Origin of the sequence: Acinetobacter guerrae, assembly GCF_009372255.1 — a bacterium.
Lineage (GTDB): Bacteria > Pseudomonadota > Gammaproteobacteria > Pseudomonadales > Moraxellaceae > Acinetobacter > Acinetobacter guerrae.
This window is the reverse complement of the sequence record NZ_LXGN01000060.1, coordinates 53,798-70,102: the sequence shown is the minus strand read 5'-3', so window position 1 is coordinate 70,102 and position 16,305 is coordinate 53,798. Positions and strand designations below refer to the sequence as shown.

The following is a 16,305-nucleotide window of genomic DNA, read 5'->3' as shown; positions in this document are numbered from 1 at the left end:
TATGTATTATTATTGATAATACAACGATTTATACACGCATCATATGTATGAAATGCGTAATTAAGATAAATGGTGTATCCGTTTGCCGTATAAATATATATATGTTTTAAAAATTCGACATTTAATGCATAAAATTTAAGCAGATAGGTTTTATCTTTTTAAAGCATTATGATGCGGTTTTACGATGATTGATATGAACGACTAGAAATAGAAACAGAATTTCCTTCTGGATCTTTCACATTTGCAAATTGATAACCATTCGCCTGATGCGTTACTCCAAAAAACAATCCATTGGATAAACAGTTTTGCTTAAACAAATCTACATTTTCAACTGAAAAAACTAATTTTATATTTGCCTGCCCCATTTTAATACTTTTCGCAGCCTGATGGATCAAAATGATCAAACCATTATCTGCTGAATGTAATTCAATCAATCCATCCTTAATTTCACAATCCCCTTCAAATGAAAAATAAGTTTTATAGAAATGTGCAAGACGATGCATATCTTTGGCATATATCATAATTGTGTGCAAAACGGGAACTGTCATTTTTTTATTTTCCACATTTTAAAGAATCATTTTTTTAATTGTATCGTCTTAAAGAGTAAAATCCCAAGCCATTTACCAAGAAAGTAAATTCTCACAATCCTTTAAAGATTTTCGGGCCTGTTGTTGATCTACTTGTTTTAAACCTTGAAACTGTGAAAAGACCTTACGCGCAAACCGTGCTTTAAAAGTTGGCTTATGCAATGCGTAATCTGGATAAGAATGTTTTTGCACTTTTTCCATTTCAGTGAAAATCTGATCTTTTTCTATTAAATCATCTTTCTGAATCACTAAGCATAATAGTGCGCGATAATCTTCATATTGGGCTTGCGAAGGCTGCCAAATTTTATACGCAATCAAACTCAGAATAGAGATAGACAAGACAATTAAGATAGGTTTAATCAATGACATAAAATCAAAATAGATAAATTTTATCGATATTATAAAACAAAAAAACCGCATTTAAGCGGTTAATTGTTCAAGTTGGTGCGCTCAGAGAGATTCGAACTCCCGACCCCTTAGTTCGTAGCCAAGTGCTCTATCCAGCTGAGCTATGAGCGCATTTACTTGTTTGCCATTTATCTGGCGTTCGTTACTTTTGCATGATTTACTTGGTGCGCTCAGAGAGATTCGAACTCCCGACCCCTTAGTTCGTAGCCAAGTGCTCTATCCAGCTGAGCTATGAGCGCATTAAGTAAAGTGGCGGTGAGAGAGGGATTCGAACCCTCGGTACAGTTACCCGTACGCATCCTTAGCAGGGATGTGGTTTAAGCCACTCACCCATCTCACCGTAACGAGCCGCCATAATACAAACTTAGCCTGTGAACTGCAAGTGATCACATCTAAATTTTCTTAGTTTTTTATCCAATCATCTATTTTTTAAACAAAATTGCAGCAGCGCGAATTATTTAGCATTTACAGCTTGTTAATATAATGACTATCTTTGCACTATACCTATTCAATTAGAGATAACATAATCTTGTAATTATGATGATGCAGAATCTTCCTGCATAACCTATGCTAAACTTATCTTCAAATATGAAGCCAAAAGACATTATGAAAAACTGGGTCGACCCTGAAGCAAAAGCGGAATCTGAGCGTTACGAAAATCCTATTCCTAGCCGTACTCTTATTTTAAATACATTGGAGCAAAGCGACACGCCCCTTTCGCACGCCGAATTGGTTGATCATTTTGAAATAAAAGATCAAAAAAGTATTGATGCCTTAAGCCATCGTTTGAGTGCCATGGTACGTGATGGTCAAATTGGCAAAGATGGTTTTAAATTTCAGCCGATTGGTGATGAGCCTACCTTTGAAGCAACAGTTTATATTAATAATAAAGGGTTAGGTTCTGCACATATTGATGGGCAAAATGATCTTCTATTACCTGAGCGTGAATTACGCCTTGTGTTTAATGGTGATCGCGTTAAAGTCCGTCAAACTTCAATAGATCGTAAGGGTAAAGGTTGGGGCTTTATTACTGAAGTTTTACAACGTCGTGTCAAACAGCTTATTGGTAAAGTTGCTGAACATGAGGGTGAATTTCATATTCAACCTGCTGCACCCAATGCGCATCAACCGATTCCTTTAGAAAAAGAATTGATTGAGCATGCCAATGCCAAAGTAGGTGATTATCTGCGCATTGAAATAGATGACTACCCAACTCGTGAAGAATTTGCAACAGGTCATGTGATTCAATCGATGGCTGATAAAGCCGATACAGAAATTATTATTCCACAGACCATTTTAGAATATGGGCTACCTTACGAGTTTCCGAATGAAGTCGTCGAGGAAGCTGAAAGTTTTAAAGAACCTTCTAAAAAAGATATCGAAGATCGTATCGATTTGCGTGACTTGCCACTCGTCACGATCGATGGTGAAGATGCACGTGATTTTGATGATGCTGTCTATGCCGAAAAACGTACAGGCGGTGGTTATCGTGTAGTGGTCGCAATTGCCGACGTAAGTCATTATGTCCGTCTTGGCAAGCCTCTGGACGATGAAGCACAAGAGCGCGGTACCTCCGTGTATTTCCCTCATTTTGTGTTACCGATGTTGCCTGAAGCTTTATCTAATGGATTATGTTCGTTAAATCCGCATGTCGATCGTTTATGTATGGTCTGTGATTTAAAACTCTCTCGTGCAGGTCGTGTGATGAGCTATGAGTTTTATCCATCTGTGATGCATTCTAAGGCACGTCTGACCTATACACAGGTCGGTCAATATTTTGAAGGTAAAACTGACGCAATTCCTGCTGATAAATCGATTCAAAAATCCTTAAATACATTGTTCCAACTTTATCAAACGCTTAAAGAGCTACGTGCAAAACGTCATGCGATGGAGTTTGAAACTGTTGAAACCTATATGACTTTTGATGAGTTGGGTGGGATTAAGGAAATTTTGCCACGGACACGCAACGAAGCACACAAGCTGATTGAAGAATGTATGTTGCTTGCCAATGTTGCAGCAGCCGAATATGCATTAGAACATGATATTCCTATGCTTTATCGCGTTCATGAAGCACCTGAATTTTCACGCATTCAGAAAGTCAAAGATTTTGTTAAATTACTAGGTTTGCCGTTCCCTGATCAGCCAACACAGGCAGATTATCAACGTGTGATTGAAGCAACCAAAGACCGTATCGATGCACCAAGTATTCATGCGGTGTTATTACGCTCTATGATGCAAGCGTATTATGGTGCAAAAAATGCAGGACACTACGGTTTGGCTTATGAAGCCTATACGCATTTTACTTCGCCAATTCGTCGTTATCCTGATTTATTGTTGCATCGCTCGATTAAGGCTCATTTACAGCAAAAACCTTATCCTCTTTCTGGTGCAGCACTTGATGACGCAGGTGAACAGTTTTCCAAAACTGAACGCCGTGCAGATGAAGCGTCTCGTAGCGTAACTTCATGGCTGAAATGTCACTATATGCAGCAGCATTTAGGTGAAGAATTCATTGGTACTATTAGTGCTGTCATCGAGTTTGGGCTGTTTGTAACGCTCAAAGACTTATATGTAGACGGTATGATTCATGTCAGTCATTTAGGCGACGACTTCTTCTTGTTTGATTCAGCAAGCCAAACACTGGTTGGGCAAAACCGTGGACAAGTTTTTGGTCTTGGTGATGAAGTCAAGATCAAGGTCGCTGCGGTTAATCTTGAAGACCGTAAGATTGATTTTGAACTGATTCAGCAAATTACCCATGCAGGTCGAATCATTCGTAGCCGTGCGCCACGAACTAATAAAACACAAGCAACTGAACAAGTGTTTAGTTCTCAAGCTGAGTCAGTTGACTCAAAAGAACAGTCTGCTCGTAAAAAAGAGAAATCGAAAAGCAAACCAAGTTCTTATGGCAAGAAAACAGGTAAAAAACCAGTTGGAGCTGTTGCTGCTAAACCTGAAAAACCAAAGAAAAAAAGTAAACCTAAACGCAAAAAGTCAAATGCCAAACCAAAACAGGAATAAGCATACAGACTTTTAAAAAGAGCACTTCATTCGGTGCTCTTTTTTTATGCGCAAGCAAAGAAATAGTCGTTATATTCAATGAGCGAAAATGTTATTTAAAATGATAACAAACTTGATTTCATCGCTCTGAACCCTTACATCTAGTCATAAGTTTAAAAAAATATGGCAAAGACAATGACCTTACAGCAAGCAACCCTTCCCGTTCCTCAGTTTGATCACATCCAACTGGATAATCTAAAACAAGAGATCGAAAAAAATATTACGCAGGGTCAACAGTTTTTAAATACATTAGAACAAGCCCCAGTAGAATTTTCAGCGCAGGTACATGTGCTAGAACAAATGGATGAGCTTGAAAATAATATGAGCGAATCTTGGGGAGTCTTGTCACATCTAAATGCTGTCATGAATAACACGCAAACCCGTGAAGTGTATCAGTCATTACTCCCCGCTTTAAGTGAATACTATACGCAATTGGGGCAACATACGGCGCTTTATCAAACCTATCAGCACATTCATGACAGCACAAACTTTTCCAGTTTAAGCCCTGCACAACAAAGTGCTATTCGTCTGGCACTACGTGATTTCAAATTGTCTGGAGTCGCACTTGAGGGTGAAGCCAAAAAACGTTATGCGGAAATTTCAGCACGTTTATCGCAACTCTCTTCTGATTTTTCAAATCATGTGTTGGATGCAACTCAGGCTTATTTTAAACCTTTAAATGAAGGTCAGCTCAAAGGCTTATCGCAAAGTAGTATTGAGTTGTTAAAACAATATGGTCAGCAGCGTGAACTGGATCAACCTGTGGCAACGCTAGATATGCCTGCTTACTTAGCGATTATGACTTATGCAGATGATCGCAGTTTGCGTGAAGAACTGTATAAGGCTTATACCACTCGAGCATCAGACCAATCCGATCATAAAGAGTTTGATAATACTACGGTGATGGAAGAAATCCTAAAACTACGTCAGGAAATGGCGGTATTACTTGGTTTTCATGACTTTGCCGAATATTCGCTAGCAAGCAAAATGGCACCTGATGTTCAAACGGTTCATGACTTTTTGGTTGATCTCGCTCAACATGCCCGCACTCCTGCGCTTAAAGAAGTTGCAGAACTCAAAGCCATTGCCCAACAGGATGGCATTGAACAATTACAACCATGGGATAGTGGTTATTATTCAGAAAAACTTAAACAACAGCAGTTTAATTTATCTCAGGAAACCCTAAAGCCTTATTTCCCTGCGCCCAAAATTATTCAAGGGTTATTTCAGATCGTAAACCGCTTATATGGAGTTCAGATTGTTGAGCGTGAGGCTCCTGTCTGGCATCCAGATGTTCATTATTATGAACTCGAAGATCAAGGAAAAGTCATTGCTGGATTTTATTTTGATCTATACGCACGTAATGGTAAACGTGGTGGCGCATGGATGAGCGGTTTCCGTTCTCGTATGCAAACGACACAAGGGCTACAAAAGCCAATTTGCTATATGGTCTGTAACTTTACTCCACCCGTTGGTCATCAACCCGCATTGTTGACGCACGATGAAGTCAATACCTTATTTCATGAGTTTGGTCATGGTTTGCATCATATGTTGACCGAAGTCGATAATATCTCTGTTGCAGGAACACATGGGGTAGCATGGGATGCAGTAGAGCTGCCAAGTCAGTTTATGGAGTTTTGGACGTGGGATAAAGAAAGTCTAGATGTTCTCAGCGAACATATCGAAACTAAACAGGCATTACCTGAAGAATTACTGAGCGCATTGTTAAATGCTCGCTTTTTTCAGTCTGGAATGCAGACCCTTAGACAGATTGAATTTGCTTTGTTCGATTTAACCATTCATTCCAAAAATCCTGCATTAAACAGCACACAAATTCAGTCCGTTTTGGATGAGATTCGCAGTCAATTTTCAGTATTGCCAACCACTTCATATAACCGTTTCCAAAACAGTTTTAGTCATATTTTTGCAGGCGGTTATGCAGCAGGATATTACTCTTACAAATGGGCTGAAGTGCTTGCCAGTGATGCCTTTGACCGCTTTGAAGCAGAAGGTATTTTTAATACAAAAACAGGTCATGAGTTCCGTCAGGCCATTCTCGCAGTAGGAGGGAAAGATACTGCTTTAGAGGCGTTTGTCAACTTCCGAGGTCGTGAACCAAAAATTGATGCATTATTACGTCATCAGGGTTGGACGAACGACCATAAAACGGCTTAAACTAAGCGTCAAAATTGTTCGTATGTGGTTAGGAAGTGACAAAATGAAACGTCGGTTTATTGCAGGTGCTAAATGCCCTAAATGTGGTGCCACAGATCGAATTGTCATGCTAACCACAAACGACGACGAATGGATTGAATGTATCGAGTGTGACTATAATGAAAATCGTCCTACTCATGTTGAAGAACCCGATATTCCAGCCATTGCAGATGAAGTCGGAGTGATACAATTCAAACCACGTCGTTCGAAATAAAAAGGTTTAAGAAATGACGTTAGAACAACGCCATAACTCTCGGTTGTTATGGCTTATCATTGGGGGAATCAGCATTATTGTGTTGCTATTTTTAGCTGCGCAATGGTTTTTTGCTGAAAACAAGAACACAACTGTACAAACTAAATCTCAGCCTGTTCAAGCACCATCTGAACCACACAAACAGGAACCTACGCAAAATAGTGTACCTAATGAATCCGCAACAAGCGAACCCTCATCAAATACACTTATTGATGAAACTATTTTAAAAACACCTGTACCAAATAACCCTTCGCTTGCTAAAGAAGAGGTTGCCAAACTTGATGATATTCAAGTTCAGCTAAAAGATCAGCAAACTACGCTCAAAGCTCAACATCAGGATGCAGATACACTGATTAAGCTAAAAGAGGAACAAATCAAGTTACTTGAAGCTCAAATTGGTGAACAAAAATAATCGCTTTTTATAGAGGCTGGACTTTTTAGACCCAAAGTCCAGTGAGCTATTATATTTGCTCAAAAAAGATCATCACTTTTTTCTGCTACAATCCGTTTTCACGTCATACTCCACATACTTGCTCATGCATTCCGCCTTACCACAGCGAGACTTATTAAAAGCACTTGGCTTTTTAACAGTCTCAGCTTTGTTATTTTCTTTTATGGGTGTCTTAATACGCCTAGCTTCTCAAACTGTAGACAACGCCAGTATTGTTTTTTTTCGCAATATGGTTGGTCTATTTATCTTTTTACCTTTTATTTTTAGACAAGGTATCAGTTTCTTTAAAACTGAAAAACTCTGGATGCATACATGGCGTAGTATCGTGGGTCTAACCGCAATGTATGGTTTCTTCTATGCTATTGCTCATCTAAAACTGTCCAATGCGATGGTATTTACCTATTCATCGCCTATTTTTATTCCATTGATTGCATGGTTATTTCTTAAAGAAAAAGTCACGCATTCTATGTTGATCGCTGCTTTTCTTGGATTAATTGGAGTAATTTTTATAGCCAAACCAGATCAGGGAATTTTCAATCAGCTTTCTGTCATTGGATTAAGCGCAGGTTTTCTGGCAGCTATGGCATTTGTTACTGTACGAGCACTCACCTCGACTGAGCCACCAGAACGTATTGTTTTTTATTTTTGTTTATTTGGAACACTGCTCTCCGCTATTCCCATGTTCTGGATGTGGCGCTCTTATACATTTAAAGAACTTGGCTTACTAATCAGTGCAGGGCTTTTAGCCAATATCAGCCAGCTTTTTATGTCAAATGCATATAAGCTCGCCCCCGCAGGACAAATTGGCCCAGTCAATTATATCGCGATTGTTTTTGCAGGAATTTGGGGCTATTTATTTTGGCGAGAACTTCCTGATACATACAGTCTTATTGGTTTTATCTTTATTTTTTTCGCTATTTTTCTTTGTAGTCCATTGGTACAACAACGCTTAAAAACATAAAGCACCCGTAGGTGCTTTATTGCCTTCGATCAGTTTTAACTGTAATTAATGATACCAACCAAACATTTTAAAGATATATGGAGCAAAGGTTACAATCATTAAAGCTGGGAATAACACCATAATTGGTAGTAACCACCGTTCATAACGATAGTAGAAACTGGTGTATTTTTCTTTGGCTTCACGATCTGCTGCCGCCACTTCTTCATCACCTACTGACAACCTCGTCAACAAGTGATTCAGTGCCACAGGTGGGGTGACATAACCCAACTCAAATGCAACCAGTACAATCATCCAGAAGTGAATCGGATGAATACCATTTTCGTAAGCCACTGGTGCAATAGTTGCGGCAACCAGAATAACCGCACCAAATGGATCGGTACACATACCAATCAATGCTAAAAGCATCGCAATAAAGAACAGTGAAATATAAATGCTACCTAAATGCGTAGGTAAATATTCCACAATTTCGGTACGTTCAATCAAACCACCAACACTTGCAGAAAGTGCCATCAGAATAATTAACGCACCAATATGCCCTACAGTTTCTGCTGTGGCAAAGTGCATTGAACCAAAGAAACCACGACGATATTGATTACTCTGCGCCCCGTGTTCACGCAAATATGGCGAATCTTGTTCATGTTGTTTAACTAAAGACTCATGCGCCTGTACTTGAGGTATGAGTTCAGGTTCTTTACGCAACTTATCAAACAGGATAATTGCGATTAACACCAATGGTAAAATAACAGGTGCAGTAAATTCGTTCATACTGGTATCTAGACCATATTTGTAGAACGCCAATACCACAGCCGTAATCACGATATAAGGAATCACAGGTACAAAAGCACGTAGCATCCCTGGAATCGCAACTTTAGGAGAATTCACACGGAATTTAGTTTCAGCTAGCAGTAATGATACACCCAAGAAAATAAATGCCGTTAACCAGAATACATAGAAGCCATGATCAAACAACTCGTCAGACGTTACATGACGGCTATCTAGCATTGCAATCAGAACCACCAGTAGACATGGGCGAATTACCACACCTAAAGAACCGGACATTGCAGAAACGGCCAGAGCATATTGACGACGAGCACCCGAATTCCAGACTTCTTTGTAGATAATCGCACCAGCCGCGATCACGAAAATACCCGAGGCACCTGTATAAGCCGTAGGAATTGCTGCTGCCAAGAGAATTAGCCAAGTTAGGGTTTCAGGGGCAAGGTTCCAGGGACGCAAAATGTTTAGGAACAAATCCATGACACGCGTCTGAGTCAATAACATACCCGCCCAGATAAATAACGCCAGATTCAAGAAGATTCCAGAGAACTCCACCAGAATACTCAAATAAATCCCTTGCCCCATTGGGTAATCCATAAAGAAGGTAAATGCAATACCTGTCAAAATGGACATAAAAGCGTATAAAGGCACACTCAGCAAAGCTAAGCCAAAATTCCCTCCAGGCTGTGCTGTTTTTGGAATTCTGAATAATTGATACAAACTAATGAGGGTCAAAACACCAAATAAGCCCATCCACAACCATGCAATAACCAGTGTTTCAGTCGTCAATGCCACACCCGAATTCATCAGGGAGCGATATTGACTAACCGTAGAGGCAGTTAATAATGCATTACCTAAAACCATTGCCACAGAATAGACTCGAAAATCGATTCGGGTTTTAGGGCTACGTAGACCAATATGATGGATTTTCAAGCTGGCAGTAATTGCAGCAAAGAACACCATAATAAGTAAGAAAATCGTACGATTTTCTGTACCAAATTTAAAAATACCAAAGAAAGTCGTTTCCATCGTACGGTAAGCTCGAAGCGATGGATGCGACTCGATATGCTTCATGGCCTTATCGTAAAACTGATGTTTTTCTTCACAAAGCTGTTGTGCTGCTAACAATGAAGCACGAACATCCGATTCAGATGCTGCACCAAAAAAGTCAGCAAACTCATCATGTTTATTGGCCTGCATTTGCTGCTGAACTTGTGCGTCAATATTTGGATTGCGTTCACATTCTGGTTTTTGCGGTTCAGCACGTAAAAAAGAATATTGCATCCCGATTGCAGGATCACCATATAAACGTTCACCCATACGTAACATCTGACCATGGATCATTTCACCTGTTCCAATAATCAGTGTCAGCAATAACATAAGGAGGATGACGTATGTTGAAATCCATTCATTCCAAATATAACTCAGGAAACCCAAGCCAGATCTATTTTCTTGATTTTCTTGCATGTTTTTTCCAGTTTTTTGCAGCATCCCTCGAAACCAGCGATAGTTTCAAGTGATCTCTCCGTGACAATGGGCTATTCCATCCCCATTGCAGTCCTTTTCCATTGTTTAAATTTGCAACATACCTTTCAATTAAAGAATGGCTTGATCACAATTTTTAGCGGTTTATTTTGTCAACTTTCTCGCATTTTAGCTTTTGTTTGAATAAATAGGCACATCCTGTCAGCACCCCGCCAAATACACCCAACCAATGTGCTTCGACCAGAACTGGGCTACCAATCAATTGAGCTGTACGACTATTGCCCCACGTATTTTCCCAAATAATTTTAATGACGATCAGCACTAGAACCAAAATAGCGAAATTACGTTCTTTAGGATATTTTAAATACACGATCGCAACAGCAACATACATGCCATGCAATACCCCTGAAAGACCAGCATAAGCTTCAATATTCGGCATAAAGAAATAAAACATGAGACTGATAAATGGCGATACAACCATAAGCAATAACGCCATATGCCGTGTTCTGGCATGTGGAAAAATAAAAGGCAAACAGGCAAAAGCTAACATATTCAGTAAAAAATGCATCCAACCAACATGCACCCAATGTGCCGTCCATAATCGCCAGAATTCTGTTAATAGCACTGGCCGCCAATAGATGAAAACATCAGAAAACACCTGTAAACATGCAGAAATGGAAATACATACAGCAATAAAAATCACTTTTTTAATGAGATCTTCATCTTTCATGCTATGCGCTCCATTTACATGTACAAAAAGGGATAAGGTGTTTTTCAACCACCTCATCCCCTCCAATATCAGTCAAAATGTCCATTTTCAGATTTACAGCATTTTTACTTCATTGTTTTATTTTGCTGGCTTTTCCTCCGCAGGGCTTGCTTGCGTGTCTGCGCCATCTGTACTACCTGCACCACCATCATTAAATAAATCTTCCAGTTCTGAAGAGGTTTTACCACTTTCATCCCAGAATGTCGTCATACCATCATCACCAGTACGTACACCAGTATGTTCTGTCCAGTAACGGTCAGAAATACCGCGAATCATCACACCTGCCATTGCATCAAATAATCTGAAGTTTGGATTGACTGGCTTATCATCACCACGTGACTCAGCATACGATCTGAGTGCATCACGAATTTTATTATCATCGCCACTGGCTTGCGCTGCAACCGCATATAACGCGTGAGGTAATCTCACCCCTTTTTGTTCACCAATTTGCATGGATTGTTTTAAAGTCACATAAGGATCAGGTTTACCCTCATCTGCACCTGGCAATAAAGTCCAGATTACAGCACGAGTCGCATTTGGTACACCCCAAAATTTGGTGTTGTCCAAACAAGCCATACTACGTTCAACAATTCCTGCAATATCTTTAGGTACATTGACATCACCACCAGAATTGATGTCATTGGTTACAGCCTGCAAACCACTTAACAATCCAAGCATATAAGTCAGTTGATCCTTGTCGCTACGCATTTTTGGACAAGATTCGCCTAAATGATATTTATATTTACTTTCCCAACGCTGTGCAAATAATTGGTAAGCATTATATTGACGCTGTGCAGCAATTGCAGCCCAACGTTTTTGTTCAATGCGTGCATCTTGGGCTTCCGTTACCTGCCCAGCTTTAGAAGCACGCAAATAACGTAATTCACCTTCTAATGCCTGATTCTCAGCACACATACCTGCACCAGCGTACAATAATACTGCCATATTAGTTGGGTCAGCCCCCATATCTTTAGTCGCCATAATTGCTGGAGTTAATGCATTTCCAGAATTACAGATCATATCCACATCACCCATTGCCAAAATAGGTGGAACAATATGATTTTCACTAAAACTCAAGGCAACATTGGCACCCGATTTAACCACATAGGAACATCCAGACAATACAGATGAGGCAAGAACCGCAACAGCCAAACCCTGACCTATTTTGAATATTTTTGGCATTTTCTATCCCTCGAAATCATTTTATTTTTCCTTTGCGTTGTACCTTATCAGATGCACAAGGCGAATAAAAGAGCAATTACTCTAATATTAATCACGTAATATGACATAAATAAATAATGAAAAGATTGGCTTTTTTCTTGTGTTTATACAAATTTTAGGCAAAAAAAAGTAGCATTGCGACGGTTCAGCACATGCTACTTGTTAACTGGAGAATGGGTTGTACTCTTAATTATTGATGGTGTTCAATATAATCCCTGAGTAAAGTTCCTGCTCGTCCTATAATCACTGCCAAAACAAAAGCAATGACTGGAAACAACCACGTTGGAATATCGATCATTTCTGACCTCCTTCACACTTTACGTTGGTGTTTATACTTTAACCGATGTAATTTTTGCACAAATATAAAATTGTCTGACAATGCGTTATTTAAAGATTTTTTCAATGATTTAATCGGACAATGTAATTAATTTTTTATTTTATTTTCTATAAAAATATGATTTTTAATATTTTTTTAATTATAAAACGTTTTATGATTGTTTAACAATTATAGTAATTTTGCCATAACTTTGAGTTGCTTCCATTGATTTAGATCGACTTGATCACGCCAAATTATTTGTGAACGATTATTTTGATGAAAATAGAGAACCATATAAATGTGATGATCCACTAGTTTGTAAAACTTTAGGTGTTCAATCTTGGACTGATTTTTCCACTTAATTGACCAAACATCTTGATCAAGGTAAGCCAGAGCCAGCATCTTCGGGCGATTTAAATACACGATATAGGCAAGAATTGCCAAAAATAATCCGATCAAAAAAATATAAAAAGGAAAAAGCTGAAACCAGATGATTCCGATCAATAACAACATTCCCAACTGAAACAACAGGGCAAGCAAGCTGCGTTTCAGTTGAAATTGATGATTAACCATGCACGTAATGCTTAAGCTTCAAAATAAAATTTTTAAGCTCTGGCTTCGGTGGCTCTGATACTTCCATAAACCAATCCAGTAAATCTGGATCTTCCTGATCGACTAATTCAGCAAAAAGTGCTTTTTCTGCTGGTTCAGCGATCAAGTAATGATTTCGGACATAAGGATCAAAATAAACATCAATTTCTTTAAGGCCGCGTCGCGCACGATAAATTACCTTGCGTTCTTCGAGTGTGATTTCTTCAGACATTCGTTTCCCCAAGTTGGTAAAAAACTTAGCTAGTTTAACCGATCAGCATAGGCTTGTGGTTAATTGATTTGCCCGAATGACTAAATCCATCATGACAATCTAACTTTTGAGCATTCATCCCATTGTCTGAACAAGCTAGATGATTTTTACTTTCTGCTGATAAAACAAACTGCAAGGATACAACAACAATGCAATCTGGTGCGATTCGTCCAATTCCTAATATGCTTGAACGTAATCTTTTTAATGAAGAGCATGAAGCCTTCCGTGAAACCGTGCGTAAATTTTATGAAAAGGAAGTTGTTCCCAATATCGAAAAATATGAAGAACAGCAACATGTTGACCGTGATTTATGGAACAAGGCAGGTGATTTGGGATTGTTATGTACCACGATGCCTGAACAATATGGTGGTTCTGGGGTTGATCGTTTATACAGTATGATTCTCATTGAAGAACAAGCTTATGCAATGGACTCTAGTACTGGCTTTTCATTACATTCGGATATTGTCGCCAACTATATTAATAATTTTGGTAATGAACAACAAAAACAGAAGTGGCTGCCAAAAATGGCAAAAGGTGAGACCGTTACAGCTATTGCGATGACCGAACCTGGAACAGGTTCAGACTTGCAAGCTGTGCGTACTTCTGCTGTTTTAGATGACGATGAATATGTCATCAATGGCTCTAAAATTTTTATCACCAATGGCTATTTATGCGATATGGCTATTGTGGTGTGTAAAACAGGAAATAATGAAAAGGGTTCAGCCAATTTATCTTTAATCATTGTTGAAGCAGATCGCGTTGGTTTTAGTAAAGGTAAACCGCTCAATAAAATTGGGATGAAAGGTCAGGACACTTGCGAATTATTCTTTGATAATGTTCGTGTTCCTAAAGAAAATTTACTGGGTATAGAAGGTATGGGCTTCATGATGCTCATGAAAGAATTAGCTTGGGAGCGTATGTTAGTCGCAATTATCTGTCAGGCAGGTGCTGAAGCTGCTTTTGCTCATACAGTTCAATACACCAAAGATCGTAAAGCTTTTGGTAAGCCAATTGGAAGCTTCCAAAATACACGGTTCAAACTCGCTGAACTTCGTACTGAAATCGACTTTTGCAGAACTTATTTAGATCGCTGTATGCAATTTCAACTCGAAGAACGTTTAGGAATAGATGCAGCCGCAGCAGCCAAATATAAAATTTCAGACATGTTCTCCAAAGTCGTGGATGATTGTTTACAACTTCATGGTGGCTATGGCTATATGATGGAATATCCAATTGCTCGTGCATACATTGATAATCGAGCAAATCGTATATATGCAGGGACTAATGAAATTATGAAAGAATTGATTTCCCGGACACTCTGATCTTTCACGAATTTTCTTAATTGCATAAAAAAAGGAGCTTATTTAAGCTCCTTTTCTGATTTATATATCGAGATTATGAAACTAATTTTGGCTTAGATTTACGCTCAACGCTTGCATCTACTTTATGAAACTTTAAAACACCATCATCAAAACGTGCATTTTTTAATGCCTTCCGATCTGCCAGATAGTTATTAGTCACTTTCCAAGGTGCATGCTTACCTTGTTTTGGCATTACATTGGCGGCACGAGCAATATAACCTGAGGTTAAACTACCCATTACGGTATCATCCATTAATTCAGTTTGATCCCCTTCAGGAATCACTTCATCGTAGCCATTTTTATCCATGTAATTAAGTAAGCGACAAATATAATCTGCAGCCACATCAACTTTCAGTGTCCACGATGCATTAATATAACCAATAATCATCGCCATATTTGGCACATCACTGACCATCACACCCTGATACAGCATTGTTTTTGAGGTATCTAAATGTTGACCATCGATAGTACCTTTAATACCACCCAAAATCTGGATTTCTAAACCTGTTGCTGAAACAATAATATCAGCTTCAAGATGTTTACCTGATTTTAGCTGAATCCCTGTTTCAGTAATTTTTTCTATCTGATCCGTTTCAACGCTGGCTTTTCCAGAACGCAAAATCTTAAATAAATCACCATCAGGCACTACACATAGACGCTGATCCCAAGGATTATAACTTGGTGTAAAGTGTTTCATATCCACTTTACCTTTAAGCTGCATTTCGATCGATTTTAGAAGTAGCTTGCGAACCAATTGAGGCTGCTTCTGAGATAATGCGTAAATCCCACGCTGCACACCTATATTTCGCGCACGTGTTAATTTATATGCCACATCTTCTGGTAAAAGCTTACGCATTTTGTCATAAACAAAATCGATTGAAGGAATAGAAGCGATATAAGTCGGAGAGCGTTGTAACATCGTGACATGCCCAGCTCCACCTTTTGCCATTGCAGGAACAAGGGTAATAGCCGTCGCACCACTACCAATAATGACTACCTTTTTACCCGAATAATCCAATTTTTCAGGCCAAAATTGCGGATTAATAAATTGACCTTTAAAATCATTTTTACCTGGATAATCAGGTTGATAACCTTGATCGTAATTATAATAACCAGTACACCCTACAACAAAGTTTGCAACCCAAGTCTGCTTTTTCTGGCTAGCATCTTCAATTTCTACAATCCATTTCTTCTTGGCAGTATCATAATTTGCAGAAAGAACTCGATGATTAAAATGGATTTTCTCTTTTAAATTGAATTCATCAACCACTTCATTTAAATACCCTTTGATGGCAGGGCCAGCAGCAAGAACATTTGCACTACGCCATGGTTTAAAATTAAAACCAAAAGTCGACATATCGGAGTCAGATCGAATGCCAGGGTAACGAAATAAATCCCAAGTTCCACCAATACTTTCACGACGTTCAATAATTTCAAATTGACGCTGTGGAGAATTTTTTGAAAGATGCGCTGCGATTCCAATACCAGAAATTCCTGCACCTACAATTAATACATCAACGATTTTTTCCATGTTGTTTTTATAACCTTGAGAACTATTCTAGTTTATTAAAACACAAATT

General features: G+C 38.8%; 14 protein-coding genes and 3 tRNA genes. 6 read left to right on the top strand and 11 right to left on the bottom strand.

Features of this window, described 5'->3' with window-relative positions; all coding sequences use genetic code 11:
- Nucleotides 1-179: 179 nt before the first annotated feature.
- The 5 genes from A7A69_RS16355 to A7A69_RS16335 form a co-directional block, all read right to left on the bottom strand.
- Entirely contained in the window at nt 180-563 is a 384-nt protein-coding gene (locus A7A69_RS16355) for a VOC family protein (protein ID WP_206669021.1), read from the bottom strand.
- 57 nt (nt 564-620) lie between these two features.
- On the bottom strand, nt 621-956 hold the full coding sequence (locus A7A69_RS16350) for a hypothetical protein (RefSeq protein ID WP_120370445.1): 336 nt from the start codon (nt 954-956) through the stop codon (nt 621-623).
- A gap of 73 nt (nt 957-1,029) precedes the next feature.
- A tRNA-Arg gene (locus A7A69_RS16345) sits at nt 1,030-1,106 on the bottom strand.
- A 51-nt stretch (nt 1,107-1,157) separates the two neighbouring features.
- Nucleotides 1,158-1,234 (bottom strand) — tRNA-Arg (locus A7A69_RS16340).
- Nucleotides 1,235-1,245: 11 nt separating this feature from the next.
- Nucleotides 1,246-1,335, bottom strand: a tRNA-Ser gene (locus A7A69_RS16335).
- A 263-nt stretch (nt 1,336-1,598) separates the two neighbouring features.
- On the opposite strand from A7A69_RS16335, the gene rnr reads away from it, so the two are divergent.
- From rnr to A7A69_RS16310, 5 genes are all read left to right on the top strand, one after another.
- Complete coding sequence (rnr, locus tag A7A69_RS16330; protein WP_338325141.1) at nt 1,599-4,016, top strand: ribonuclease R; 2,418 nt, start codon at nt 1,599-1,601, stop codon at nt 4,014-4,016.
- A 174-nt stretch (nt 4,017-4,190) separates the two neighbouring features.
- Entirely contained in the window at nt 4,191-6,230 is a 2,040-nt protein-coding gene (locus A7A69_RS16325; RefSeq protein WP_152878619.1) for a M3 family metallopeptidase, read from the top strand.
- A gap of 43 nt (nt 6,231-6,273) precedes the next feature.
- Nucleotides 6,274-6,483: a YheV family putative zinc ribbon protein gene (locus A7A69_RS16320; RefSeq protein ID WP_120370447.1), complete on the top strand. Its 210-nt coding sequence runs from the start codon at nt 6,274-6,276 to the stop codon at nt 6,481-6,483.
- Nucleotides 6,484-6,496: 13 nt separating this feature from the next.
- Nucleotides 6,497-6,934 (top strand): hypothetical protein, encoded by a 438-nt coding sequence (locus A7A69_RS16315; protein WP_152878618.1) that lies wholly within the window; start codon nt 6,497-6,499, stop codon nt 6,932-6,934.
- 124 nt (nt 6,935-7,058) lie between these two features.
- Complete coding sequence (locus A7A69_RS16310; RefSeq protein ID WP_152878617.1) at nt 7,059-7,934, top strand: DMT family transporter; 876 nt, start codon at nt 7,059-7,061, stop codon at nt 7,932-7,934.
- 45 nt (nt 7,935-7,979) lie between these two features.
- On the opposite strand, the gene A7A69_RS16305 is transcribed toward A7A69_RS16310, so the two are convergent.
- The 5 genes from A7A69_RS16305 to A7A69_RS16285 form a co-directional block, all read right to left on the bottom strand.
- Nucleotides 7,980-10,178, bottom strand: a complete 2,199-nt coding sequence (locus A7A69_RS16305; protein WP_120370501.1) for a TRAP transporter large permease subunit — start codon at nt 10,176-10,178, stop codon at nt 7,980-7,982.
- A 154-nt stretch (nt 10,179-10,332) separates the two neighbouring features.
- Nucleotides 10,333-10,926 (bottom strand): rhombosortase, encoded by a 594-nt coding sequence (gene rrtA, locus A7A69_RS16300; RefSeq protein WP_152878616.1) that lies wholly within the window; start codon nt 10,924-10,926, stop codon nt 10,333-10,335.
- Between the two features lie 117 nt (nt 10,927-11,043).
- On the bottom strand, nt 11,044-12,147 hold the full coding sequence (locus A7A69_RS16295) for a hypothetical protein (RefSeq protein WP_120370451.1): 1,104 nt from the start codon (nt 12,145-12,147) through the stop codon (nt 11,044-11,046).
- A gap of 544 nt (nt 12,148-12,691) precedes the next feature.
- On the bottom strand, nt 12,692-13,075 hold the full coding sequence (locus A7A69_RS16935) for a hypothetical protein (RefSeq protein ID WP_241675284.1): 384 nt from the start codon (nt 13,073-13,075) through the stop codon (nt 12,692-12,694).
- A complete protein-coding gene (locus A7A69_RS16285; protein WP_152878615.1) occupies nt 13,068-13,325 on the bottom strand; it encodes an FAD assembly factor SdhE in 258 nt (85 codons plus the stop codon). The genes A7A69_RS16935 and A7A69_RS16285 overlap by 8 nt, the downstream gene beginning before the upstream one ends.
- Before the next feature lie 188 nt (nt 13,326-13,513).
- On the opposite strand from A7A69_RS16285, the gene A7A69_RS16280 reads away from it, so the two are divergent.
- Complete coding sequence (locus tag A7A69_RS16280; protein ID WP_152878614.1) at nt 13,514-14,686, top strand: acyl-CoA dehydrogenase family protein; 1,173 nt, start codon at nt 13,514-13,516, stop codon at nt 14,684-14,686.
- A gap of 73 nt (nt 14,687-14,759) precedes the next feature.
- On the opposite strand, the gene A7A69_RS16275 is transcribed toward A7A69_RS16280, so the two are convergent.
- Nucleotides 14,760-16,256: a flavin-containing monooxygenase gene (locus A7A69_RS16275; protein WP_120370454.1), complete on the bottom strand. Its 1,497-nt coding sequence runs from the start codon at nt 16,254-16,256 to the stop codon at nt 14,760-14,762.
- Nucleotides 16,257-16,305: the final 49 nt, after the last annotated feature.

Coding starts and splice junctions, on each gene's coding strand:
- A7A69_RS16350 (WP_120370445.1), bottom strand. CDS start 956: ATGTCATTGATTAAACCTATCTTAATTGTCTTGTCTATCTCTATTCTG.
- A7A69_RS16325 (WP_152878619.1), top strand. CDS start 4,191: ATGACCTTACAGCAAGCAACCCTTCCCGTTCCTCAGTTTGATCACATC.
- A7A69_RS16320 (WP_120370447.1), top strand. CDS start 6,274: ATGAAACGTCGGTTTATTGCAGGTGCTAAATGCCCTAAATGTGGTGCC.
- A7A69_RS16315 (WP_152878618.1), top strand. CDS start 6,497: ATGACGTTAGAACAACGCCATAACTCTCGGTTGTTATGGCTTATCATT.
- A7A69_RS16310 (WP_152878617.1), top strand. CDS start 7,059: ATGCATTCCGCCTTACCACAGCGAGACTTATTAAAAGCACTTGGCTTT.
- A7A69_RS16305 (WP_120370501.1), bottom strand. CDS start 10,178: ATGCAAGAAAATCAAGAAAATAGATCTGGCTTGGGTTTCCTGAGTTAT.
- rrtA (WP_152878616.1), bottom strand. CDS start 10,926: ATGAAAGATGAAGATCTCATTAAAAAAGTGATTTTTATTGCTGTATGT.
- A7A69_RS16295 (WP_120370451.1), bottom strand. CDS start 12,147: ATGCCAAAAATATTCAAAATAGGTCAGGGTTTGGCTGTTGCGGTTCTT.
- A7A69_RS16935 (WP_241675284.1), bottom strand. CDS start 13,075: ATGGTTAATCATCAATTTCAACTGAAACGCAGCTTGCTTGCCCTGTTG.
- A7A69_RS16285 (WP_152878615.1), bottom strand. CDS start 13,325: ATGTCTGAAGAAATCACACTCGAAGAACGCAAGGTAATTTATCGTGCG.
- A7A69_RS16280 (WP_152878614.1), top strand. CDS start 13,514: ATGCAATCTGGTGCGATTCGTCCAATTCCTAATATGCTTGAACGTAAT.
- A7A69_RS16275 (WP_120370454.1), bottom strand. CDS start 16,256: ATGGAAAAAATCGTTGATGTATTAATTGTAGGTGCAGGAATTTCTGGT.